Here is a 25254-nt window from a genome sequence, read left to right on the forward strand (position 1 = left end):
CCCTTAATGCTTTTTATGCAACAGCTGACTGGCGGTATCACTGATGATTTGCGCCGCGCCACGGTCACCTTTCGCCATCGACGCCATAAAGGCTTTTGCCTGCTTAAAGGTGATGTGCGGCGGCAGCGGAGCGACTTCCGGATCGGTTTTCACCTCCAGCAACACCGGGCGGTCGGCGCTCAACGCACGCTGCCAGGCGGCAGCCAGATCGTCAGGGTTGTCGACAAAAATGCCAGTTAATCCCAGCGACTCAGCAAACTCGGCGTATTTTACATCCGGCAGCTGCTGCGAAGCGTCAAAGCGCGGATTGCCTTCCATCACCCGCTGTTCCCAGGTCACCTGATTAAGATCCTGATTGTTGAACACGCAGACGATCAGACGCGGGTCGGCCCACTGTTGCCAGTATTTCTGAATGGTGATCAGCTCCGCCATGTTATTCATCTGCATTGCGCCATCACCGACCAGCGCCACCACCGGTTTTTCCGGGTGAGCAAACTTAGCCGCGATGGCGTAAGGTACAGCGGCACCCATGCAGGCCAGTCCGCCGGAGAGCGAGGCGCGCTGTCCCTGTTTGACCCGATAATCGCGGGCAAACCAGTTGGCGCACGAGCCGGAGTCAGAGGTGACAATTGCGTTGTCCGGCAGCTGGGGTGACATCTCCCACACGACGCGCTGCGGATTGACCGGATTCGCCGGTGCCATGGCCCGCTCTTCCATCAGCGTCCACCAGTCACGGACCTGAACCGCAATATCTTCCTGCCAGCTGCGATCCTGCTTATGCTCCAGCAACGGCAACAGCGCGCGCAGGGTTTCTGCGGCATCGCCGTGCAGGTTGACTTCACAGGGATAGCGCAGGCCGAGCATCGCCGGATCGATATCGATCTGTACCGCCCGCGCCTTGCCCTCTTCCGGCAAAAATTCGGTCCACGGGAAGCCGCTGCCAATCATCAACAGGGTATCGCAGTTTTTCATTAAATCTGACGAGGGTTTGGTGCCGAGCAGGCCAATCGATCCGGTAACAAACGGCGCGTCGTCCGGCAGCACATCTTTGCCCAGCAGCGCTTTCGCCACGCCGGCACCCAGCACGTTGGCGGCCTGCACCACCTCAACCGCAGCGTTACGCGCGCCGGCGCCAATCAGAATCGCCACTTTTTTACCGGCGTTCAGTATGTCGGCAGCCCGTTGCAGATCCGCTTCATACGGAACCACTTTTGGCCGCTGATAGCCGCTGCCCGAATGGGTGAAGCCGTGCAGATGCTGCGGCGCCTGCCACTCTTCATCCTGGATATCTTTGGGGATGATCACCACCGCGACGCCGTTCTGGGCCTTCGCAATACGCACGCCGCGATCGATCAGGTGACGAACCTGAGCAGGCGCGGCCGCTTCCTGGACGAAATTCGCCACGTCCGAGAAGATGCGATCCAGATTCATCTCCTGCTGATAGCTGGCTCCGCGGGCCGTGGCTTCCGCCTGACCGGCAATCGCCAGCACCGGCGCATGGTCCATTTTGGCGTCATACAGACCGGTCAGCAGATGGGTAGCGCCAGGCCCGCCGGTTGACAGGCAGACACCCATTTCACCGGTGAACTTAGCGTGACCGGCCGCCATAAATGCGGCCATTTCCTCGTGGCGCACCTGAATAAACTCGATGCCATCACCCTTCTCATTGGCGCGCTGAATCGCCCCCAGCACGCCGTTAATACCGTCGCCAGGGTAGCCGTAAATCCGGGTGACGCCCCACTCTTTCAGGCGCTGGACAAAAAAATCACTGGTTTTCATGCTCATCGTCGCGTTTCCCTTGGTTGTCCTTGCAGACTTAAAGCGTAGTAGACGATGCCGCATTGCCGTTAGTTGTTCGCTATTGCCGGGTATCGCTGACGCAAATCACTGAATATTTGCGCCATTTCCGCCGTTTCGCCTATTTCTTCCACCGCGCGGAATACCTGGGTTTTCAGAAAGTGCCGCCAGCTGACCGGCGCTGCGGCAAGAAAAACCGTAAGCAAGTGATACCGCTGCGCTGTCCAGAGCGATTCAAAGCACTGACGCGCCGCGCCGTGCTCAAAATGCTGGCTCGCCTGCTGTGGCATCGCGGCGCGCAACCGGGCGGTCGCCTGCTGATCCAGCTGGTTATCGACTATTGCCACGCCATACTGCTGCCGGGCCGCGTTCAGGCTGAGAAAGCCGCAGCGCACATCCTGCAGCACCGCTTGCGGGTCGCGCTGCGACGGCAAGCCATAGCCGCCTGCGCCCGGTCCGCGCACTTCCACCACGTCGCCCGGCTCTGCGCTGATCACATCGGTATTGCCGTGGTTAATCACTCTGCCGTCACGCAGAGTGCGGAAGTGCGACAGCGCCCCGCTCTGCCCGCCGACCACGCCGGCGGAGGCAAATACCGACCGGTTGCGGTTACGTGCGGTAATAGTGGTATTGGGCGAGAAAACTTCGAATGCCATTTCGGTGGCTAATCCGCCGCGATACTGGCCTGCACCGGCGCTGTCCTGGGCCAGTCCATAGCGGTGAAAACGAATCGGTACTTCCGCTTCATTAATCTCAATCGGGGTATTTTTCAGGAAGGCGGAGAGGCCACCCGAGCCGTCTGGTCCGTCATGACGCGGCGTGCCGCCTGCGCCACCGCCGACCGGACCGAGCGAGGCAACCACGCTGCGGTTTTGAGTCTGGGTGCGGATATTCATGATCGAGTTGCCGCCGGGCGAGTTAGCCGGCAGACGGTCCGGCATTGCCAGCGAGAAGACGCCGACGGTAGCAATCTGCGACAGCGCGCAGGTCAGTGAGCGCATGCCCACCGCCGCCGGTGCCTCACAGTTCATCACCGTGCCCGGCGGCAGTATCGCCCGGGTCGGCCGCAGCGTACCGGCGTTGAGCAGCAGCGAACGATCGAGCGTCGAGAGCACATAGGTCACGCCGACCAGCGCCAGCGGATGCCGCTCACGACCGCCGGTCGGCATGTTCAGCGAGGAGGCCAGCTGGGGATCGCTGCCGGTGTAGTCCAGCTCCAGCCGATCGCCCTCTACCCGCAGCGTAATGGCGATGCGACAGGGATAGCCGCCTTCGCCATCTTCATCTGCGTAGTCGGCATAAAAATAGTCGCCGTCAGGAATGGTGGCGATAATGCTGCGCGCCTGCGCTTCGGCGTAATCGAGAATCCCTTCAATGCCCTGCAGGAAATCATCAACGCCAAAGCGGGCGATAATGTCGTGAATTTTGCGCTCCCCCACGTTAACCGACGCCAGCTGCGCTTTGAAATCGCCCCAGTTCTGCTCCGGTGCCCGCACGTTGAGCCGCATAATGCTGGCGACATCGTCGTTCAGTTCGCCGTTGCTGACGATTTTGAGCGGCGGAATGCGGATCCCCTCCTGCACGATATCGGTCAGCGAACGCGACAGCGAAGCCGGTACTGCGCCCCCGACATCGGTGTTATGAATGTGGCCGACCACGAAGCAGACAATTTCGCCCTGATGAAACACCGGTTTCCAGATATGGATGTCGGGAGAATGAGTGGCGACGTTACCGGCGTAGGCATCGTTGGTGATGCAGATGTCGCCCTCGGCGTAATCCTCAATCAGCGCCAGCACCGGCGCATAGTCGATGCCGCTGTACCAGGGTGCGCCAAAGCTGCGCGGTGAGGCGAACGCCAGGCCAGTGCGGCTGACGATCTGGCAGGAGAAATCTTCGGTCTCTTTGACGAAAGTCGAGTGCGCGGTGCGCATCAGGGTAAACGCCATCGCATCGGCGGCGGCCGCGCAGTAGTTGGCGAGGATTTGCAGGTTACGTCCATCAATTGCCATATTACGCCTCGCTCGCAGTGATCAGCAGGTTACCAAACGGGTCGACATTGACCCACATGCCGGGCGGCACGCAGGTGGTGCAATCATCCTGGGCGACGATCACCGGGCCGGTCAGCTGATGCCCGGCGCGCAGTTCCATACGCAGCACCACATCCACCTGATGCCATGCGCCATCAATCCACGCCGTCACCTGCTTCAGCACCGTGACCGGTTCGGTAGCGGCTGGCAGGCGATTAATTGCTGGTTTTGGCACCGGCGAGGCGATCACCAGCCGCAGATTGATCAGCTGCACCGGCGCATCCGCGTCACAGTGGCCGAACAGCTGCTGATGCTGACGATCAAACGCCTGATGCAGCGCCGTGACGTCAGCTGTCGTCAGCCAGGTCGCCTCCAGCGGCACTTCAATTTCAAACGACTGGCCGCGATAGCGCATATCGGCGCTGAATTGCAGCAGGTACGGCGTCTCGCTGCCGTGCTCCTGCGCCAGCCAGCCACAGGCACGTTGCTGTAACGCCTGCGCTTCGCTGGCTAAGGTGTCGGCCAGCGCTGGCGTCAGGTCGCTGTAGAGAGTGCGGATAAAGTCATTGCGGATGTCGGCCACCAGCCCGCCGAGCGCCGAAAGGACACCAGGCGTGGGCGGCACGATCACCCCTTTCATGTTCAGCTCGCGTGCCAGGAAGCAGCCCATCATCGGCCCTGCGCCGCCAAAGGCGAGGAACCAGAATTCGCGCGGGTCGAGGCCAAACCGTGACAGCAAACCGCTGGTATCGCTGTACATGCTGGAGATCGCCAGCTGGATGGCGGTCTCTGCCGTTTCATGCACCGTCACCTTGAGCGCATCGGCCAGTGGCTGCCAGGCCGCGCAGGCGGCGGCTACATCTACGCTCACGGCGTTATAGCCGAGCGCGCCGTGGCCCATCATGCCGCAGGCGGCAAAGGCATCGGTGGCGGTAGGCTGCGTCCCGCCGCGCTGGAAGCAGACCGGTCCCGGCAGCGAACCGGCGCTGTCCGGTCCCATCTGCAGCACGCCCTGGCCGTCGATCCATGCCAGTGAACCGCCGCCCTGCCCGACCGAGGTCACGGCAACCGACGGAATAAAGATCGGGAAATCACCAATGATTTCGCCGTTGCCCTGCGCCACCTTGCCATCCACAATCACCGCCACGTCGGCACTGGTGCCGCCGATATCGAGGCTGAGAATTTTGTCGAAACCGCAGGCGCTGGCGAGATAACTGGCCCCGATCACTCCGGATGCGGTCCCCGAGAGTACCATCTGTACGCATTCGCGTTTCGCCTGCTCAATGCCCATCACGCCGCCATTCGATTTGGTAATGCGCGGCGGGGGCTTCACCCCGATACGCTGCAGCGCCTGCTCAAACGATTCGAGGTAGTTGATCACCATCGGCTGGACATAGGCGTTGATGGTGGCGGTGATGGTGCGTTCGTATTCACGAATGATCGGCCAGATATCGGCCGAACAGGAGGTCAGCAGCTCGGGTGCCACTTCGTCAATAATCGCTTTAACGGCGGCTTCATTGTGCCGGTTGCGGTAGCTGTGCAGCAGCGAGACCACAATACCCTGACAGCCTGCCGCCCGCGCCTGCGCGATCGCATCCAGCACGCTCTGGCGATCGACCGGTTGCAGCACGTTGCCGTGACAGTCGCTGCGTTCGCGGATAGCAAACACCCGATCGCGGCTAATCAGCGGTGCGGGACGTCGCGAGAAGAGATCGTGGATATGCGGAATTTTCAGCCGCGCCAGCTCCAGTACATCGCAGAAGCCTTCGGTGGCAAACAGCGCCAGCCGCACGCCGCGCCGCTGGATCACCGCGTTGATTCCGACCGTGGTGCCGTGGGTGAAATAGCCAATCTCTGCCGGTTCAATGCCATCACGCTGCTGGAACCGGGTCAGCCCGGTGACGATTTCGCTGCCGGGCCGATCCGGGCGCGACAGGACTTTGAGGGTATGAATCTGATTGGTTTGCTGATCGAGCACGGCGAAATCGGTAAAAGATCCGCCAATATCCACGCCAACGCGGTATCGCATCTCAGGTTAACTCCGGAGTCAGGAGGGAGGAAATTCCATCAGCGTCTGCGGATCTTGCACCACACGCCAGCCGAGTCGCTGGTAGACCTGATGGGCATCACGGGTTGACAGCATCCAGCGGTGCACCGTTTGCAGTTCGGGATGTTCACGGACGCATGCGGCCAGCCAGCTGCCCAGTCCGTGCCCGCGCCAGTTTTCATCGATCATCACATCACACAGCCAGCCAAAACGGGTGTAGTCAGTAATCAGCCGGGCGAAGCCGATCTGCGCCTGCTGGTGATAGAGGCCAAACGGCAATGACCCGGCAATCGCCCGCTCGGTTTTGGCCCGCGGCTGGCCCTGCGCCCAGTAGGACTTTTCCGCCAGCTGGCGATGGATCCAGTCAAGGTCAAGCTGCTGGCGCGCAGTGGATACGGTGAACGCATCACGCTGCCAGTGCTGGTCAGCAATGATTAATGAGCTCATGACAACTCCTTGTATCGGTTAAAAACAGTGTAAAAGGGTTTGCGAAACGGTTAAGACCGTAGCGCGCATCAGAAGATGTTGTAGCGCCTGAATTTCAGCCGGGAAAGAAATTTTATGCTGTGCGCCGGATTCGTGATGCTGGCGTGACCGGCCAGCGCTTTCACTGCGGCGTAAAGGCGCAGGAAATGCGGCCGACCGATCGGGGAAGATGTGCATTAACAATGGTGAATCAGAAGGTGAATTTCGGGATAAATTATCAGGCGAGTTGTGCGTTAACGGTAATCAATCAGAACGGGCAATGCGGAGAATATAGCGTTAAGCCTCAGCCATGTTCAGCGGCGGGATTAGCGCTGACAGTGTAGCTGACCACCCCCTTCCCCGATGATGAGGGAAGGCGGGGATGAGCGACCACAGACCGCCCGCTACACACCAAACTCGACCGAATTTTGTTTACCGATCAGCGATCGTAACGGCACGCTGCTTTTCATAATCGGTGACTTAATAACGATATAGCTGAAGTACTTATCGATGCCGATCTGTGCGTCGAGCATCTTCTCAATCACTTCCTGGTAATGTTCAATGCTGCGGGTAATAAAGCGCAGCAAATAGTCGTAACCGCCGGTGATCAGATGGCACTCCATCAGTTCATCAACGTCGCGCATCGCACTTTCGAATTTCATAAAGTCTTCGCGACGATGACCGGAGAGGGTCACTTCGGTAAATACCGTCACCGAATCGGTGATCCGCGTCAGGTTAATATGCGCTTCATAGCCGGTGATAAAGCCCGCCTGTTCCAGACGCTTGACCCGTTGCAGACAGGGGCTGGGGGAAAGGCCTACCGCATCGGCGAGGTTAACGTTGCTGATACGGCCATCTTTCTGGAGTTGCACCAGGATATTGATGTCGATGCGGTCAAGTTTCATTAAGCCGTTCATAGCACCCCTCATTGTCAGAGCCTATCCCAGTAGGCGTAATTGTTGCAGGCAGTCCGGACACGGACAGCGCGGAACAACCGGCGCGTGCAGGTAACGCGAGGATTGTGAGCACTGCCCAGGTTCAGACTGACAAATGAAATAGCCTAATGGGATAGGCTCTTAATCAAATGTGCAGAACCTTCCGAAGGTATAACATGCTTTACGGTCAACGCGCCAGCGCTAAGCAGTGGTTATACCAGCGGTGAGGTTTTCAAATTAATCTAACAATATCAATGAGGAAGCCAGTCTTATCCTAACCGGCCCGTGGCACGAGCCAGGGCAATATCGAAAATGTGCAGCGCTTCTTCCAGTTGCGAGTCGGTAGTGACCAGCGGTGCCAGGAAGCGAATAGTATTACGATGCAGCCCGCACTTAATCAGCAGCAAACCTTCCTGGCAGGCGCTATCAAGGATCTTCTGGGTCAGCGCTGCGTCGGGCCGGCCGGTTTCAAAGTCCAGAATCTCTACCGCCTGCATAAAGCCGACGCCGCGCACGTCACCGATGCAGGCATATTTATCCGCCAGCTGCCGTAGACGCGCATTGAGCTGTTCACCAAGCTGGCAGGATCGCTGTAGCAGGTTGTCCTGCTCAAACAGGTCCAGTACCGCCAGAGCCGCGGCACAGGCCAGCGCATTGCCGCCATAGGTGCCGCCCAGCCCGCCGGGAGTCGGCGCATCCATGATTTCTGCTTTACCCACCACGCCGGAAATCGGCAGGCCGCCGCCCAGACTTTTCGCCAGGGTGACCAGATCGGGTTTGATGTCGAGATGCTGGAAGGCGAACATCTTGCCGGTACGGCCAAAACCGGTCTGCACTTCATCACAAATCAACAAAATGCCGTGCTGAGCGGTGATGCGACGCAGCGCCTGCATAAACGCCGGACCGGCCGGCAGGAAGCCGCCGTCACCCTGCACCGGCTCGATAATAATCGCCGCCACCCGCTCCGGCAGGATCTGTACCGCAAACAGCTGATCCAGCGCTTTCAGACAGTCGACTTCACTGATGCCATGCAGCGGATTAGGAAACGGCAGGCGATAAATATCGCCGGGGAACGGACCAAAATTCTGTTTATACGGTGCAGACATGCCGGTCAGGGTGACACCCAGCAGCGTGCGGCCGTGAAAGGCGCCATCAAAGGCGATAATACCGGGGCGCTGGGTATGGGCGCGGGCGATTTTTACCGCATTTTCTACCGCTTCGGCACCGCTGGTGAAAAAGACACTTTTGTAGGCATCGTCACCGCCCACCAGCTTGTTCAGCCGCTGGGCCAGCGTAATGTAGCCCGGATAGGCGACCACCTGAAAACAGGCGTGGGAGACCATGCCCAGCTGCCGGGTGACGGCGTTGACCACCGCCGGGTGATTATGACCGACATTCAGCACGCCGATGCCGCCAACAAAATCGAGATAGCGATTGCCCTCTACATCCCACACTTCGCTGCCTTTGGCGCGTTCAATCACCAACGGATGTGCGGTGACCACGCCACGCGGCACGTTCTGCTCGCGTGCATCCAGTAACAGGCTGTTATCGGAGTATGCTTGCTGCTCTGCCATGACATTCTGCATTTTAAACCCTCATCCACGTAACGTTCGGTTGGCTCAAGTATCGCAACCCGTTGGTTTCTTACGCTGCCGTAATTCCGCAGGCAGCGGCATTTCCTGTCAAAATCCTGCTGCATTCAGCAGGGAAATTTCTCTGCCAGCGCCTGACGGATCAGCGCGACAAATACCTGAATGCCATGCGGAATCAGCGCATCATTAAAATCATAGGCAGCATGATGCAGTGGCTTACTGGGGGCCGATCCCAGCCACAGATACGCGCCGGGACGCGCCTGCAGCATGAAAGCGAAATCTTCGGAGGTGAGCGCCGGCTGCGGTGCGATCTCAGCCGGGATGCCCGCCTGACTCAGCGCCTGCAGACAGAACTGCGCTTCGGCGGCACTGTTGATGGTCGCCGGGTAATAGCGGTGATAGCTGACCTCGGCACGCAGGCCGTGGGCGGCGGTGATGTGTTCTGCCATCTGGCGCAGCCGCGCTTCCAGCGTCGCCTGTGCTGCCGGGTTGAAGGTGCGAACCGTGCCGGTCAGGCTGGCTTCGGCCGGGATCATATTGTGCGAAAAGCCGCCCTGCATCCGGGTGACGGTCAACAGCCCGGTTTCGCAGGGATCGAGCGCACGCGATACCAGGGTATTGAGCTGCACCACCAGTTCACTGGTCGCCAGCAGGGTATCGTGCGTCAGGTGCGGTTGTGCTGCATGGCCGCCACCGCCAATCACCCGGATATCAAAGCGATCGGCCGCCGCCATAATCGGGCCCGGCCGGGTTTGCACCGTGCCCAGCGGCAGTTGCGGCCAGTTATGAATGGCATAGACGGCGTCACAGGGAAAACGACTGAACAGCCCATCGTCGATCATCGCCTTTGCCCCGGCCAGTCCCTCCTCGGCTGGCTGGAAAATAAAGCAGACGCTGCCATCAAAGGCGATATCGCGTGCCAGTACTTCAGCAGCCCCCAGCAGCATCACAGTGTGACCATCGTGACCGCAGGCGTGACTGACCTGCTCCACCTGACTTTTCCACGCCGCCTCACCCTGATCCTGCATCGGCAGCGCATCCATATCGGCGCGCAGCCCGATCATGCGGGAGCTGGTGCCCTTTTTCAGCACCCCGACCACGCCGGTTTTACCGATGCCGCGATAGACTTCAATGCCCCGCTGCTCAAGAAAGGCGGCCACGATATCGCTGGTGCGTTGCTCCTGAAAACCGATCTCGGGATAAGCGTGCAAATCACGGCGCAGTGCGACTAAAGCATCCATTTTAATATCCTCGCAAGCGGTCAATCAGCCCGTGCAGCGGCTCCCCGCGCTGATAGCGACGCAGGTTATCCAGCAGAGCGACAATCGCACTTTCGTTTTGAGTCTGGCTGGCGATGTGCGGCGTCAGCCATATCGCCGGATGACGCCAGAAGGGATGCGACGGCGGCAACGGTTCCGGATCGGTGACGTCAATCACCGCCGCACGAAGCTGACCGCTCTCCAGCGCCAGCAGCAGATCGTCATGATTGAGCTGCGGACCGCGGCCAGCCTGCACCAGCGCGGCACCGTGCGGGAGCTGGTTAAACAGCGCGCTATTGAGCAGGCCGTGAGTGGTGGCGGTCAGCGGCAGCAGGCAGACCAGGATGTCGCTGTGTGCCAGAAAATTGGCCAGTTGATTGTCGCCGTGCCAGCAGCGCACGCCGCTACACTGGCGTGGGGTCCGACTCCAGCCGGCGCAGTCAAAACCCAGCGCCACCAACTGTCGCAATACCGCCTGGCCCAGTTCGCCCATTCCCATTACTCCAACCCGACGCTGGGCGGCTGGCAGCACACTGTGCGCCTGCCACTGTTGCTGGCGTTGCTGCTGGAAATAGCGCGGCATATCCCGATGCAGACCCAGCACCGAGAAGGTGACATATTCGACCATGCCCTGCGTCAGGCCCGGTTCAATCATCCGGATGACCGGTAAATCGGGCGGCAAGGCGGTCAGGTCAAACTGATCGGCCCCGGCACCAACCGAAAACAGCAGTTTCAGATTGGGGAAACAGGCGGCTATATCGTCGGGTGGCTGCCAGGCGATCAGCGCATCAACCCGATCCGGTTCACCGGTTTCGGGCCAGATATGCAGCGTAAGGTCTGGCGCATGTTGCGCCAGCCAGCGCTGCCACAGCCGGCCGCGTTCCGGCTCCGATTTATAAACTATCTGCATCAGGCCATCGCCTGCGTCATCAGGCCAAACGCCTGCATTCCCTGCGGCGTCCACGGCGTGCCGCGTACCATGGTGGTCGGTGCATCAACCTGCTCCACTCCCAGAGTGCTGAGCCAGGCAGCCAGCGGCAGGCTGGCATCGGTATCAATGCGCAGAAACTCCCCCTGCACGCCCTGCATCAGCGCGGCGACCAGCGCCTGCGCCTGCGGGAAATCATTGGCAATCACCGGTCCAATCGCCCAGCCGTGACCAAAGCGGCGCAGGCTGGCGAAACCGTGGATCTGCCGATCGGCATCCTGTAACAGTACGGTCTGCGTGTCACTGAGCAGATGATCAAACAGCGCCGGACGGTGCATCCCGTGCGCCTGATAATCCAGCGCCACCAGCGACGATTTGTCGGCTGCGCTGGCGCGGCGCAGTTCCAGTCCGGCAGGCAGGGAGACCTGCGGTACGCTGAGTAAGGCGCGAGTCTGATGCTGGCGGATCTCACCGCAGCTGACAAAGCCGAGTTTTTCATACAGTCCTTTGCCCATTTCCGTGGCGTGCAGACGCACGTTGTAGCCGGGCAGTTTTTCCAGCTGTGCCAGCATCAGCTGTTTGCCGAGCCCCCGTCCCTGCTGCTGACTGTCGACGATCACCAGACCGACGGTGGCCGCCTGTTCGCCCCAGCGCCACAGCACGGCACTGGCAATCAGTTTGCCCTGCTCCTCAATTACTGTGCCCTCGCCTAATTGCAACGCCAGCTGCCAGTCTTCGCGGCGATGCGGCCATTTCAGCGCCTGGGTCATCGCGTAGCAGTTATCGAGGTCATCTGGCGTCATTGCGCGTAGCGTTATGCTCATCGGGTCTCCTTACATCATGCCGGGGGTTTCTAAGCCGCTGCCGTCAACCAGACGGCTGTAGCGATAAGGTCTGGGATCGACGATCGGGGTGGCGTCAGTGGCGAGATCGGCGGCCAGCCGTCCGGCACCCGGCCCGATGCCGAAGCCGTGCGCGCTATAGCCAGCTGATAACACCAGCCCAGGCAGTTTTGCCACCGTTGAAATCACCGGAATCGCGTCCGGAGTGCTGTCGATCATGCCGCCCCACGACTGTGCCAGCCGCAGGTTAGCCAGCGCCGGATATTCCCGACGCATCGCCGCCAGCCCCTCTTCGACGATATGCGCATCCGCCGCCGGATCGAGAATGCGCATTCGTTCAAAGGGCGACATGCGGTCAAATTCCCAGCGGCCCATCGCTTCCGGGCCGCGGAAGAACGCGGTAATGCCGAGGTTGAGGGTGAGATTTTTACGCCGGCTTTTAAAGGTCGGATAGAACTGACGGGCATAGCGCAGCCCCTGAGCTCCCGGCTCCAGCCGTCCCCGTCCGGAAACTGACACGGTGTAGCTGCCATCCAGCTGTGGCCGACAGGCGAAGCCCGGCGTGTAGAGCGGCATGGCAATCGCCTGCTCAATCGGCTGGGTGCGGAAGGCGGTGCCAATCACGTTGCCGAGCGGCAGATCGATACCGTGACGACGGCAGAACATCGAGGTCCAGGCACCCGCGGCACAGATTACCCGACTGGTTTTGATCAGGCCGCGCTCGGTCCAGACGCCGCTGACCCGGCCTGCGGCAATATCCAGTCCACGCACCGCGCATTGCTGGAACACCAGCGCGCCTTGCTTCTGCGCCCCCATCACCAGGCCTGGTGCGGCAAGACGCGGTTCGGCATGGCCATCGGTCGGCGATGAAACGCCCCCACGCCAGGCGGTGGTGCTGCCAGGCGTCATTGCTTTCGCCTGTTCGGCAGTCAGGATGTCGCTGCGAACACCATAGCTTTTCGCCATCTGACCCCACTTCTCCCATGCGGCGATATCCGCTTCAATTTGAGTGGCGTAGACCAGACCGCTGCGGCGAAAACCCAGCTCTTCACCGGTTTCGGCGTTGAGTTCCCCCCAGCGTTGCAGGGCATAGATAATCAGCGGCAATTCACGCTCATCACGGTTTTGCTGGCGACACCAGCCCCAGTTGCGGCTCGATTGCTCTGCCCCCACCAGTCCTTTTTCAATTAACACCACCTTCAGGCCCTGTTTTGCCAGCTCCCAGGTGGCGGCAGCCCCGGCGATGCCGGCGCCAATCACCACCACATCGGCGGCCTCGGGAAAGTTTGCACTGTCCTGTACATAACGAATCGGTGCAGGCATAGCATTGCTACCTCTGTTATTAGTTATCAGGCCGAACGCGATCCGGTAAACCGGCCGCCGGCCCAGCTCCGCGCCTCTGCCATCGTGGGCAGAGGCGTCTGTCAGATGTGCTTCGCTGCGCCCCGCCGCTGTCCGGCGAATAACGCAACGGGACTACTCTGCTTTCAGTATCTCTTCATGCTCATCCAGCCAGCCCTGACGCAGTTCCGGCACCGCCCGCTTCAGGCGCTCGAAGTAAAGCTCGCTGGTCGGCTTATCGTAATCATTGCGCGCCAGCTGAGTGACGATACGTCCGCTCTTCATCACCACGATTTCATCGCACACCGCACGTACCGCATGCATATCATGGCTGATAAAGATCACTGAGAGACCCAGTTCGCGGCGCAGCTCGCTGATTAAGTCCAGCACCGCTGCGGCCACCACGGTATCCAGTGCCGAGGTCACCTCATCACACAGGATCAAATCCGGCTCAGCTGCCAGTGCGCGCGCCAGATTCACCCGCTGTTTCTGCCCGCCGGACAGCGCCCATGGGCGACGCCACAACACGCTGCGCGGCAATTTGACCAGATCCAGCAGCTGCCAGAGCCGCTGTTGCCGCGCCGCACCACTCAGACCGTGAAACAGGGTCAACGGCCGCGACAGAATGCGTTCGACGCTGTGCGCTGGATTGAGTGCGGTGTCCGCCATCTGAAACACATACTGAATGCGACGCAGCTCGTTGTCAGGACGTTTTTGCATATCCCCGGCAATGTAGTGGCCGTTGAACAGAATATGGCCGTGACTCGGCGCGTTCAGCCCGGCGATGGCGTGCGCCAGCGTGGTTTTACCTGAACCCGATTCACCAATGATGCCGATTGCCTGCCCCTTCCACAGCTTGAGGTTGATCTCTTCCAGGATGCGTACTTTCGGGTGGCCGTCACTGCCGCGCGGACCGTAACCTGCATTCAGATCGCGCACCTCCAGCAGTGGCTGGACATCAGCCGCCGCCGGGCACCAGTTGCTGGGGCGCTCTTTCTGTCGTGCCGCATCCATCAGTAACCGGGTGTACTCTGCCTGCGGCGCGCCAATCAGATGGGCGGTAGTGCCGTACTCCGCCATCTGGCCGCGCAGCAGCACCAGAATCCGATCGGCCATCTGCGCCACCACCGCCAGGTCGTGGCTGACGTAAATGGCGGTGACGCCACGCTGTGCCACCACGCGGCGGAACGCTTTAAGCACCTCCACCTGAGTGGTGACGTCCAGCGCGGTGGTGGGTTCGTCGAGGATCACCACGTCCGGATCGCCAATCAGCGCCATCGCCGTCATCAGGCGTTGCAGTTGCCCACCGGAAACCTGATGCGGAAAGCGGTCGCCAATGGTGTCCGGGTCGGGCAGCGCCAGTTCGCGAAACAGGCCAATCGCCTTGGCCCTGGCCGCTTTACGGGTCATGGTGCCGTGGATCACCACCGGCTCAATGACCTGATCAAGAATCTTCATGCCGGGGTTAAAAGATGCGGCGGCGCTCTGGGCAATATACGAGACTTTATTACCGCGAAAGGCGCGCAGCTGGCCCGGCGACAGGCTGTTGACGTCGGTGCCCGCCACGTGAATATTGCCTTCGGCGATGCGGCAGCCGCTGCGGGCATAGCCCATCAGCGCCATGGCGATGGTGGTTTTTCCCGAGCCGGATTCACCTATCAGCGCCAGCACTTCGCCTTTCTGAACGGTAAAGTGAATGTCGGAGACCAGATCGATCTCTTCGCCGCGATCGGTCTGCGCGGTAACGCGCAGCTTATCTACCGAAATCACCGGCATTGCAGTATGTGGCATCACGTTCATGCTCCCTCCTTCGCCAGCGTCATCGGACGCATCGCCTGCAGGCTGTCGATAAACAGGTTGGCCCCGATGGTCAGGCTGGCAATCGCCAGCGCCGGCATCAGTACCGCGGGTGAGCCATCAAACAGTCCCTGGATATTTTCGCGCACCAGCGTCCCCCAGTCGGCATAGGGGGGCTGAACGCCGAGGCCAAGAAAACTCAGGCCGCTTAACAACAGCACGATGTAGACGAAGCGCAGGCCAAAATCGGTCAGCATCGGGTGCACCATGTTAGGCAGAATGTCATGAATCGCGATGTACCAGCGGCTTTCACCGCGCAGCCGCGAGGCGCGGACGTAATCCATACTGCGCAGCGTGCTGGCCATGGCGAATGCGATGCGGAATGCGCCCGGCCAGTAGGTGAAGACCGCAGTCAGGATCAGCATCGGCAGCGACGAACCGAACACCGCGACAATCATCAGCGACAGCACTTTGCCTGGCAGCACCAGCAGCGCATCGTTGACGCGTCCCAGCAGCTCCTCCAGCCAGCGGCCAGCCACCGCCGCCAGCAGCGCCAGCAGCGTGCCAATCAGGCTGGCCAGCAGCGCGGCGCTGAGCGCCAGACCGATGGAGAACTTCGCGCCGTACAGAATGCGGCTCAGCATGTCGCGCCCGAGGTAGTCGGTGCCCAGCAGGTTATCCGGCGTCAGGCCGCCCATCAGCGGTCCACCGCCGATATCATCAATGTTGTGCGGTGCCAGCTGAGTACCGAATGCCGCCATCAGCAGCCAGAACAGTGACATCAGCAATCCCAGTCGTCCCGACCAGGAGAGCGACTGAAAAAAACGTACGGGAAGCAGGAGGGTATTCATGCGCTTCTCCATTTTGGGTTAAACGCGATGGTCAGGACATCAGCCGCCAGCAGCAGCACCAGATAACAGGCAGCAAACAGCATGACGCAGAGCTGCACCACCGGCAGATCGCGGTTGCTGACCGCATCCACCAGCTGACTGGCGAGGCCGGGATAGCTGAAGATGGTTTCGATAATGATTACGCCGCCAAACAGATAGGAGAGACTGAGTGAAATGGCGTTGGCAATCGGCCCGACCGCATTGGGCAGTGCGTGACGGAGCACCGCCCGCAGAGGCGATACGCCTTTCAGCAGCGCCATCTCCAGATAGGGGCTGTCGAGCTGATTGATGATTGCCGCCCGCGTCATACGCGCCATCTGCGCCACCAGCACGCAGCACAAGGTCAGCACCGGCAGTGCGTAAGCTTTGAGGTAGCTCAGCAGATCGCTGTCCGGGCTGCCGAACGACATCGCCGACACCCAGTGCAGCTTGACGGCAAAAATCAGTACTGCCACCGTCGCCACCAGAAACTCCGGCACTGCGACCGTCGCCATGGTGCCGATCACCAGCACCCGATCAAGCCGTGAACCACGGTTCATCGCCGCGATGATGCCGATAATCAACGCCAGCGGCACGCAGATCAGGGTGGTGATGGCCGCCAGTTCAAAGGTGGCCGGAATACGCTGCGCCACCAGCTGCGAGACCGGCAAATGACTGGCAAACGAAGTGCCGAAATCACCCTGCAGCATCCCGGCCAGCCAGCTGAAGTAGCGCATCAGCAGCGGCTGATCTAAGCCCAGCTGCTGACGTAACGCTGCGACCGTTTCTGGCGTGGCGTTCTGCCCAAGGATCATCTGCGCCGCATCGCCCGGCAGCAGGCTGGTGATAAAAAACACCACCGCCGAGACGATAAGTAAAGTCAGGATGCCGGCTCCCACCCGCCGGGCAATCAGCATCATCATGTATCGGTTCATCGGCGTACTCCTTATGACGAGCCTGGTCCACCAGGCGTAATGTTTACAGGCAGTCCGGACGCGGACAGCGCGGAACAACCGGAACGTACACCTGGTACGTGAGGATGGTCAGCACTGTGCCGGATCAGGCGGTCAGCCAGGCAAACTCATGGAAGCGATAACCCATCATCATGCCCGACGGCCAGGCTTCCACCCCTTTTACCTTTTTGTTGTAACCGTCGGTCGAGCTGATAAAGGTCGGGATAATGGTGCCGCAATGGTCATAAATCAGCGCCTGCATATCGCCATACATCTGCTTGCGCTTCGCCTGATCGCGCTCGCCACGTGCGGCAATCACCAGCTGATCGAACTGTGCATTCTTCCAGCCTGATTCGTTATTCGGTGCGCTAGAGAGATAAAACTGTGAGAACAGCATGTCGAGCGTCGGACGCGGGTTTATCGAGCCGTATCCCACCGGATCTTTAGTCCAGTGCGAAGACCAGTAACCGTCATACGGCACGCGTCGCACTTTGAAGTTGATACCCGCCCCGCGCGCCACCTGCTGAATCAGCTGGCCGCCTTCGTTGGCGCCTTCAATATTCGGGGTGGTAATGATCTCCACCGTCGAACCGGTCATGCCGGCTTTTTTGATGTGGAACTTCGCCTTTTCGACGTCGAGTGGCCGCGGTTTGAGATCGGCGTTGTAGAGCGGGTGCCACGGCGGAACCGGTGTGTCGTTGCTGACGTCGCCGTAGCCCTGCAGCACGGTTTTGACCAGCATTTCACGTGGCTGCAGGTATTTCATTGCCAGCACGAAATCTTCGTTGCTGCCCGGCTTGACGTCGGTGCGCACAATCAGGTTGGTGTACATGCCCGATTTACTCTCCAGCACGCCGAAGTCAGCGGTGGCCTTGATGCGTTTGCAATCGGCCGCCGACAGGGTGGAGACCATATGCAGATCGCCCGACATCAGCGCATTGACCCGCGCCGCATTATCGGTAACACCAATCAGCTCAACCTCATCCAGATGCGGTAAGCCGGGCTTGTAGTAGTTGGGGTTTTTGCTGCCAATCGAGCGCACGCCCGGCATAAAGGCTTTGCAGATGAACGGGCCGGTACCGATGCCCTTGCTGAAATCTTTGGTGCCATCCTGCACGATCAGGAACGGCGGCGTCGCCAGCATGTAAGGCACATCGAAGTTGGCGCTATTCAGCTCCAGCAGCACCTCATGATCGCCAGCTGCGCTGATGGTTTTGAACTGATCGGCCAGCTTGAAAGCATTGGAGGCGACGGCCGGATCTTTATGGCGGCTGAGCGAGTAGACCACATCTTTAGCGGTGAACGGTTTGCCGTCGTGGAAGGTAACGCCCTGGCGCAGTTTGATATGCCAGCTGATGCCGTCGCTGGACTCCAGCGATTCGGCCAGCGCCGGCTGCGCCATCAGGCTCTTATCCAGCTCGGTCAGGCCGCTGTAAAACATGTACTGGCGGGTGTAGTCGCCGCTGTTGTTACTTTTTGCCGGATCAAGGGTGTCCGTGGCGGAGGCGTTCGACATCGCCGCCCGCAGCTTGCCGCCTTTGACCGGCTTATCATCGGCCAGTGCCGCGCCGGAGAAGCCGATCAGGCCGCTGCTCATCACTGCGCCAGCCGAGAGAATTTTCATCAGGCTACGGCGTGACAGCGATCCTTCGGTGATCATGCGCGTCAGTGCCGGATTGACCGCGTCAGGCTCTTTATTATCAAATTTGCTCATCTGTACACCCTCAATAAACCATCAAGCGAACGTGAAGTGACTCTTCCGGTGGCCGGAGGTGGCCTGAACCCGGCGGGAATTTATGACAGGCGATCCTTTGCTTTGTAATAGAGCCCGGCGAGGGGCAAAAACCATGGCTTGCCGTGATAACCGGGCAGCGCTGGCCATGACGCACGCTGCCAGGGATTTTCAGTCTGTTTTTCGGCCAGCAGATCGGCCATCACCCGCCCCATCCACACCGACATCTGGGTGCCGTGGCCGCTGTAACCCAGCGAATAGAACAGGCCATCCTGCTCACCGGCATGCGGCAAACGATCGGCTGTCATATCGACCATGCCGCCCCAGCAGTAGGCCAGTGACGTATTGCTGAGTTGAGGAAACATCTGCGTCATGGCGCGGCGCAGGATCTCGCCGCTGCGCGAATCGGAGGTTGGGTTGCTGACCGCAAAACGCGCCCGGCCGCCAAACACCAGTCGACGATCGGCGGTGCTGCGAAAATAGTTACCGATGTTGAGTGACGTGACGTAGGTGCGATCGTGCGGCAACACCTGGCGCAGCAAGTTTTCATCCAGCGCCTCGGTCACCACGATAAAGCTGCCGACCGGCACGATGCGGCGCTGAAACCACGCAAAAGGTCCGACGTTGGAGCAGCCGGTCGCCATCAGCACTTTATCGGCCTGAATCACGCCCTGATCGGTATGCACCCGATGCTGATAGCCACTAAGTCGCTCCAGCCGGGTCACCGCATGATGCGGGTAAATTTTCGCCCCGCTTCGGGCCGCGGCGTTGGCCAGTCCGACGCCAAACTTGCCCATGTGCATCTGTCCGCCGCGTTTTTGCAGCAGGCCACCGTGAAAATCATCGCTGCCGATCTCCTGCCGGACCTCTGCTTTGTCGAGCAGCTCAATCTCCGGGTCCACCGTACGGCGCATCAGCTCGGCGGCTTCACGCAGCCCGGCGAGGTGGGTCGCTTTGCTGGCCAGCTTGAGTTTGCCGCACAGGCGAAAATCGCAGTCGATCTGTTCGTCCCGCACCAGCTGTTCGACGTAGCTGACCGCGTCATCAAAGGCCCGATAGAAGCGACTGGCCTGTTCCAGTCCCTGACTCGCCACCAGCGCGGCAAAGTTATGCGCCACCCCGGTATTGCAGTGGCCGCCGTTACGCGACGAGGCCTGACTCATCACTTCGCCGCTCTCCAGCAGCACCACGCTGAGGCCGCTGCGCGCCAGGCTGAGCGCCGCCGAGACGCCGGTAAAGCCTCCGCCAATCACCACCACATCTGCCTGTGACGGCAGCGGGTCGGTGGCGGCCCCGCTAAAGGCCGGTGCGGTGGCTTGCCAGAACGATTCCAGTTTCATGGCGCTATCCTCAGAGTCCAACGACGCCTGGCAGGCCGCCGATGTCTTTAATTTCGGTGTACTGGTAGTACGGATTAGCCGGTTCGTGACCGCGGTTGACCCACACTTTGTTTTTGATGCCAAGATCGTGCGCGGTCATCAGGTCGTAGCGGAAACTGGAAGAGACATGAAGGATCTCATCCGGGCGGCAGTCGAGCTTCTCCAGCATGTATTCGAAGCCTTTCATCTGCGGCTTGTAAGCCCCCGCCTCTTCTGCGGTGATGGTCATATGGATCGGCGCACCGAGACGCGGCACGTGATGCGGGATCAGGTCGTTCATCGAGTTAGTCAGCAGCACCAGCGGAAACTCTTTCGCTACCTTTGCCAGCCCGGCCGGCACGTCGGGATGCGGTCCCCAGCTGGCGCAGTCGGTATAAATAAAGTCGCTGTCGGTTTTGTCCCAGCTGACGCCCCACTTTTTACAGGTACGCTGCAGGGCGTTGCTGACCACGTCGTAATAGGGTTTCCAGGCGCCCAGTACCTCATCCAGCCGATAGCTGGAGAAATCGGTAGTGAACGCGTGCATCTGCTGCGGGGCGATGCGGTCGCTGAAGCGACGCTGCGCGGCACCGGCCATGTCGAACAGAATCAGCGTGCCGTAACAGTCGAACGTGATGTATTTCGGTTTAAACAGTGCCATGTAACAACCTCGTCATTGTCAGTTGCGCTTAGAAATCGATGAGTACGCTTTTCTGGCGCTGGCAGGCCTGAAATGCCTGACGCCCTAAATCTTTGCCGATGCCCGATCCCAGGAAGCCACCGGTTGGAATAATGAAATCGCCGGAGCGGCCATAGCGGTTGATCCAGACGGTGCCGGCGTCGATGGCGCGCATCGCCCGCATCGCACGTGGCAGGCTGAGGGTGTGAACCCCCGCGCACAGGCCGTAAGTGTCGTGTGCCGCCAGCGCCAGACCCTGCTCTTCATCGTCGAACGGCTGGATGGTCAGCACCGGACCAAAAATTTCCTGCTGCACTGCCGGATTGTCCTGGCTGACGTGGCTTAGCAAGGTGGGTTGCCAGAACCAGCCGCCGTCGGTATCCGCGAAGCGTTCACCGCCCACCAGCACCTCGGCACCCTGCGCTTTGGCGGCTTCAATCACTGAACAGACCTTGTTGCCCTGACGTTCATCGATCAGCGGCGCATAGCGACTGCCTTCGTGCCAGGTGACGCCCGGAGTCACTTCACGGCACAGCCGCGCCAGCCGTTCAGTCAGCGCATCGGCAATGCCGCGCTGGACGATTAAGCGGGTGCCCGCCACGCAGGCCTGGCCGCCGTTGGCGGTGAAACCCCGCAAAATGCGCTGCGCCAGGATGTCCGGGTCACCGGCATCATCAAATACCAGCTGTGGACTTTTACCGCCGAGTTCCAGCGTGACTGGTTTCATGCCGAACTGCGCCGCATCGCTCATGATGCGTGCGCCAGTCAGAGTGGAGCCGGTGAATGAGACTTTGCGCACCAGAGGATGTTTCACCAGCGCACTGCCGGTCACCGCGCCACTGCCCTGCACGATGTTGAGGATCCCGGCCGGTAAGCCAGCCTGAATCGCCAGTTCGGCCAGTCGCACGGTAGAAAACGGGGTCAGTTCAGAAGGTTTGAGCACCACGGCATTACCGGCTGCCAGCGCTGGTCCGCACTTCCATGACGCCATCGACAGCGGGAAATTCCACGGGGTGATGGCCCCGATCACCCCGTAAGGTTCGGCCACCAGCATACCGAGACTGCTGTCGCGGGTCGGAAACAGGTCACCGCTGTATTTGTCGGCGCATTCGGCATAAAAGCGAATTGCCTCGGCGGTGAACGGGATTTCGTGCAGCACCACATCACTGATTGGCCGGGTCGACCCGAGCGCTTCAAGCTGAGCCAGCAGCGGGTCCTGCTCGATCAGATCGGCCCAGCGCCGCAATACCCGACCGCGCTCACGCGGTGCGCAGCCGGACCAGCCGCTGATTTTCAGCGCCTGATGAGCCACGGTCACGGCATGGTCGACATCCTGCGGCGTGGCGTCATGCAGCGTGGCGTACACCTTGCCGTCGGAGGGACGCTTTACCGCAAAGGGCGCGCCCTGGCTCTGCAGATGCTGGCCGCCAATATAATGGCCAACCGGAAGAGAAACTTTTTCAGGGTCGAAACTTAACATGGAAGAATCCTTATTTGTTACACCCGTCATTCACTGGCTTATTAGCCTTTTAACCGTCGCTTAGTCATCGCGTTAATAAGCTAATGCAGAAAGTATGCCAGCCGGGCAAAAAATAAAAATGCGTTTAAAACAGCGCAAAAAAATTTTCTGCCGTATTGACGGAGGAATTTTTGCGGAATTGCCGAACAATTAAACAGATGATTTACTTCACAAAATTTATGCACTCCACGGGTGCAACGCGCACGGAAATTGCACCATTACGGACATCCATCGGTCAGCGTTGCACCGGACGACAGAAATTCACCGCCAATTTATCGACGCAGTTCACATCGTTGATAAATTTCCAGCTTTTTCAGGGTGCAGATAAATAAAAAACGGTTTAGGAAATTTTCTGTAAAAAAAACGCCAGCCCGAAATGCAGGCTGACGCGTTTTTATTCACTGCTTATTCAGAGGCTGCCGATATGAAATGTTTTTTGTTCCAGGTACTCATCAATTCCATATCGCGAACCTTCCCGGCCAATGCCGGATAATTTCACCCCGCCAAACGGTGCCACTTCTAATGAAATTGCCCCGGTATTGAAGCCGACCATGCCGAACTCCAGCGCTTCCGCCACCCGCCACGCCCGGCGGATATTTTCAGTGAAGAAGTAGGCTCCCAGCCCATACGGCGTGTCATTAGCCATCGCAATTGCCTGCTCTTCATCATCAAAAATAAACAGCGGCGCGACCGGGCCGAAGGTTTCTTCATGGGCGATACGCATGCTACTGGTCACGTTACCCAGCACCGTCGGTTCAACAAAGGTACCGTTGTTGCGGCTGATCCCGCCGGTCAGCAGCGTGGCACCCTGACTCAGAGCATCGTCGATGTGTCCGTTCACTTTCTCTACTGCCCGGTTGTTGATCAGCGGGCCAATGGTGGTGCCTGGCGTAAAGCCATCACCGACTTTCAGGGTGGCGACCGCCTCCAGCAGTCTGGCGCTAAAGCGTGGATAGATGTCGCGCTGCACCAGAATCCGGTTGGCGCAGACGCAGGTCTGGCCGGCATTGCGGAACTTGCTGACCATCACCCCGGCCACCGCTATCTCAATATCGGCATCGTCAAATACGATCAACGGGGCATTGCCGCCCAGCTCAAGGCTGAGGCGTTTGATGCTGTCAGCGCTTTGCTGCATCAGCAGTTGTCCGACCCGGGTAGAGCCGGTAAAGGAGATTTTGCGCACCGTGCGGCTGGCAGTCAGCGCTTCACCGATTTCGGTCGGCAGACCGGTAAGCACCTGCAGCACGCCAGACGGGAAGCCGGCACGCTCCGCCAGTACCGCCAGCGCCAGCGCTGAGAGCGGCGTCAGTTCAGACGGTTTGACTATGATCGGGCAGCCAGCGGCCAGCGCGGGGGCGACTTTGCGGGTGATCATCGCAATCGGAAAATTCCACGGCGTGATGGCGGCTGCCACGCCGACCGGCTGTTTCAGCACCAGAATACGGCGGTCATCGCTGGGGGCCGGGATGGTGTCGCCATAGATGCGGCGCGCCTCTTCAGCGAACCATTTAACAAAGCTGGCACCGTACAGCACCTCACCTTTGGCTTCTGCCAGCGGTTTGCCCTGCTCGGCGGTCATGATGATCGCCAGATCGTCGGCATGGTCAATAATCAGCTGGTGCCATTTCTCCAGCAGCGCCGCGCGCGTGGCATTGGGCGTTTTTCCCCAGGCAACGCGGACCGATTCGGCATGCGCAATCGCCTGCCCGGTCTCGGTTTTCCCCAGCGCCGGAATGGTGGCGATGGTTTCGCCAGTGGCAGGATCGGTAACCGGCAGCGTGGCGCCCTGCTGTGCGCCCTGCCAGCGTCCGGCGAACAACGCCTGCTGGCGCAGTAGATCGCTATCTTTCAGTTGTAGTCGCGACATAACATCCCCTTGTGATCGGCTGATTCCACTTTATCGCGGTGGCTCAGCGCAGGATGTTGTTGTCAGAGAGGAGAAAGAAGCGGAAAGGAATTTTTCGTCGCGAAAAGAAATTTTATGCCGTGCGGCGAGAAGCGCACCCTGGCGGATGCGCATCCACTTTAAATCTGGAAGTCGATTACCGGCTCATCTTCATTACCGTAGGAGAGTGCCTGACGTTTGATCTCTTCCAGCGACAGATTAGCGTTGCACAATTCGAGGAATTGCCAGACGTAGTTACGCTGTAGCTGTCCGCGCTTGAGGCCGAGCCAGACGGTGCTGGCATCAAACAGGTGCGTCGCCTCGACCCGGACCAGATCTTCGTTCTCTTCCGTTTCGCATGCCTGATCGGCCAGTATCCCGACGCCTAAACCGAGTTTAACGTAGGTTTTCACTACGTCGGAGTCCTGCGCGCTGAGCACAATGTCGGGTTTCAGTCCGGCTGACTGGAAAGCCCGGTCAACGCGTGACCGTCCGGTGATCCCCTGACGATAGGTGATCAGCGGATAGCGACTGAGGGTACTGAGCGACACCGGCTGATTCTGCACCAGCTCATGCTCTTTCGGCACCAGTAAAGCGTGATGCCAGCTGAACCATGGGAAAGCCGCCAGGCTGCTGTTATTGACCAGCATTTCACTGGCAATGCCGATATCCGCCTCGCCTGCCAGCAGCATGCTGACAATTTCCTGCGGCGACCCCTGATTCAGTTCCAGCCGGACGTTGGGATAGAGCTGACGAAACGCTTTAATGATCTTCGGCAGGCTGTAGCGCGCCTGAGTATGGGTGGTGGCGATTGTCAGGATGCCACTGGTTTCATTGGTAAAAACATCGGCCAGCCGACGCACTTTGCCGGCCTCATCGAGAATGCGTTCGGCGATAGTCAGCAATGCTTTTCCTGGCTCAGTCATGCCCAGCAGGCGTTTGCCCCGCCGGATAAAAATTTCGACCCCCAGTTCATCTTCAAGGTCACGAATATGCCTGCTCACACCCGACTGGGACGTAAATAGCGTATTGGCGACTTCCGTTAAATTAAATTCACAGCGTGCCGCCTCGCGGATGATTTTAAGTTGCTGGAAATTCACGGTATTTACCTCCCTTTACGTAATCTGATGTGTTGATGGTAAGAACAATTATTGATAACCGGAAATACTAAAAAAGTTACTTATATGACAATAGGGAATAAAGAGGTGGGATTGAGGGGGGAGCGTGTT

Annotated in this window: 19 protein-coding genes; all 19 read right to left on the reverse strand. The window is 59.6% G+C overall.

Annotation, left to right across the window (positions count from 1 at the left end; all coding sequences use genetic code 11):
* Positions 1–3 precede the first annotated feature (3 nt).
* The 19 genes from AC6I8I_RS11715 to cbl all read right to left on the reverse strand — a co-directional run bounded on the left by AC6I8I_RS11715 (position 4) and on the right by cbl (position 25125).
* Positions 4–1785, reverse strand: coding sequence for a thiamine pyrophosphate-requiring protein (locus AC6I8I_RS11715; RefSeq protein WP_031377800.1), 1782 nt, complete (start codon positions 1783–1785; stop codon positions 4–6).
* A gap of 62 nt (positions 1786–1847) precedes the next feature.
* A complete protein-coding gene (locus AC6I8I_RS11720; RefSeq protein ID WP_497827871.1) occupies positions 1848–3806 on the reverse strand; it encodes a hydantoinase B/oxoprolinase family protein in 1959 nt (652 codons plus the stop codon).
* A gap of 1 nt (position 3807) precedes the next feature.
* Positions 3808–5853, reverse strand: coding sequence for a hydantoinase/oxoprolinase family protein (locus tag AC6I8I_RS11725; protein WP_497827872.1), 2046 nt, complete (start codon positions 5851–5853; stop codon positions 3808–3810).
* 18 nt (positions 5854–5871) lie between these two features.
* Positions 5872–6318, reverse strand: a complete 447-nt coding sequence (locus tag AC6I8I_RS11730; protein ID WP_031377063.1) for a GNAT family N-acetyltransferase — start codon at positions 6316–6318, stop codon at positions 5872–5874.
* A gap of 422 nt (positions 6319–6740) precedes the next feature.
* Entirely contained in the window at positions 6741–7253 is a 513-nt protein-coding gene (locus AC6I8I_RS11735; protein WP_031377062.1) for an Lrp/AsnC family transcriptional regulator, read from the reverse strand.
* A gap of 287 nt (positions 7254–7540) precedes the next feature.
* The gene (gabT, locus tag AC6I8I_RS11740; protein WP_031377061.1) at positions 7541–8857 is read right to left on the reverse strand and encodes a 4-aminobutyrate--2-oxoglutarate transaminase; all 1317 of its coding nucleotides are present in this window, start codon (positions 8855–8857) and stop codon (positions 7541–7543) included.
* A 113-nt stretch (positions 8858–8970) separates the two neighbouring features.
* Positions 8971–10104 (reverse strand): M20 aminoacylase family protein, encoded by a 1134-nt coding sequence (locus AC6I8I_RS11745; protein ID WP_312056645.1) that lies wholly within the window; start codon positions 10102–10104, stop codon positions 8971–8973.
* A 1-nt stretch (position 10105) separates the two neighbouring features.
* Complete coding sequence (locus tag AC6I8I_RS11750) at positions 10106–11032, reverse strand: 2-hydroxyacid dehydrogenase (protein ID WP_312056643.1); 927 nt, start codon at positions 11030–11032, stop codon at positions 10106–10108.
* Positions 11032–11874, reverse strand: a complete 843-nt coding sequence (locus tag AC6I8I_RS11755; protein WP_497827873.1) for a GNAT family N-acetyltransferase — start codon at positions 11872–11874, stop codon at positions 11032–11034. Before AC6I8I_RS11755 ends, AC6I8I_RS11750 begins: the two co-directional genes overlap by 1 nt.
* Before the next feature lie 9 nt (positions 11875–11883).
* Entirely contained in the window at positions 11884–13215 is a 1332-nt protein-coding gene (locus tag AC6I8I_RS11760) for an NAD(P)/FAD-dependent oxidoreductase (RefSeq protein ID WP_312056640.1), read from the reverse strand.
* Between the two features lie 153 nt (positions 13216–13368).
* Positions 13369–15033, reverse strand: a complete 1665-nt coding sequence (locus AC6I8I_RS11765; RefSeq protein ID WP_497827874.1) for an ABC transporter ATP-binding protein — start codon at positions 15031–15033, stop codon at positions 13369–13371.
* A complete protein-coding gene (locus tag AC6I8I_RS11770) occupies positions 15030–15881 on the reverse strand; it encodes an ABC transporter permease (RefSeq protein WP_031377057.1) in 852 nt (283 codons plus the stop codon). The genes AC6I8I_RS11765 and AC6I8I_RS11770 overlap by 4 nt, the downstream gene beginning before the upstream one ends.
* Positions 15878–16834, reverse strand: coding sequence for an ABC transporter permease (locus AC6I8I_RS11775; protein WP_312056634.1), 957 nt, complete (start codon positions 16832–16834; stop codon positions 15878–15880). The genes AC6I8I_RS11770 and AC6I8I_RS11775 overlap by 4 nt, the downstream gene beginning before the upstream one ends.
* Before the next feature lie 124 nt (positions 16835–16958).
* Positions 16959–18566, reverse strand: a complete 1608-nt coding sequence (locus AC6I8I_RS11780; RefSeq protein ID WP_312760676.1) for an ABC transporter substrate-binding protein — start codon at positions 18564–18566, stop codon at positions 16959–16961.
* Positions 18567–18646: 80 nt separating this feature from the next.
* Entirely contained in the window at positions 18647–19924 is a 1278-nt protein-coding gene (locus AC6I8I_RS11785; protein WP_312056630.1) for an NAD(P)/FAD-dependent oxidoreductase, read from the reverse strand.
* 10 nt (positions 19925–19934) lie between these two features.
* Complete coding sequence (locus AC6I8I_RS11790) at positions 19935–20603, reverse strand: haloacid dehalogenase type II (protein ID WP_312056629.1); 669 nt, start codon at positions 20601–20603, stop codon at positions 19935–19937.
* A 28-nt stretch (positions 20604–20631) separates the two neighbouring features.
* Entirely contained in the window at positions 20632–22101 is a 1470-nt protein-coding gene (locus AC6I8I_RS11795) for an aldehyde dehydrogenase family protein (protein WP_312056628.1), read from the reverse strand.
* 448 nt (positions 22102–22549) lie between these two features.
* The gene (locus AC6I8I_RS11800; RefSeq protein WP_312056626.1) at positions 22550–24007 is read right to left on the reverse strand and encodes an NAD-dependent succinate-semialdehyde dehydrogenase; all 1458 of its coding nucleotides are present in this window, start codon (positions 24005–24007) and stop codon (positions 22550–22552) included.
* Between the two features lie 158 nt (positions 24008–24165).
* Positions 24166–25125 (reverse strand): HTH-type transcriptional regulator Cbl, encoded by a 960-nt coding sequence (gene cbl / locus AC6I8I_RS11805; RefSeq protein ID WP_312056624.1) that lies wholly within the window; start codon positions 25123–25125, stop codon positions 24166–24168.
* Between the last annotated feature and the right edge of the window lie 129 nt (positions 25126–25254).

This window comes from Pantoea sp. X-Soil-YNGN-775, assembly GCF_059730575.1.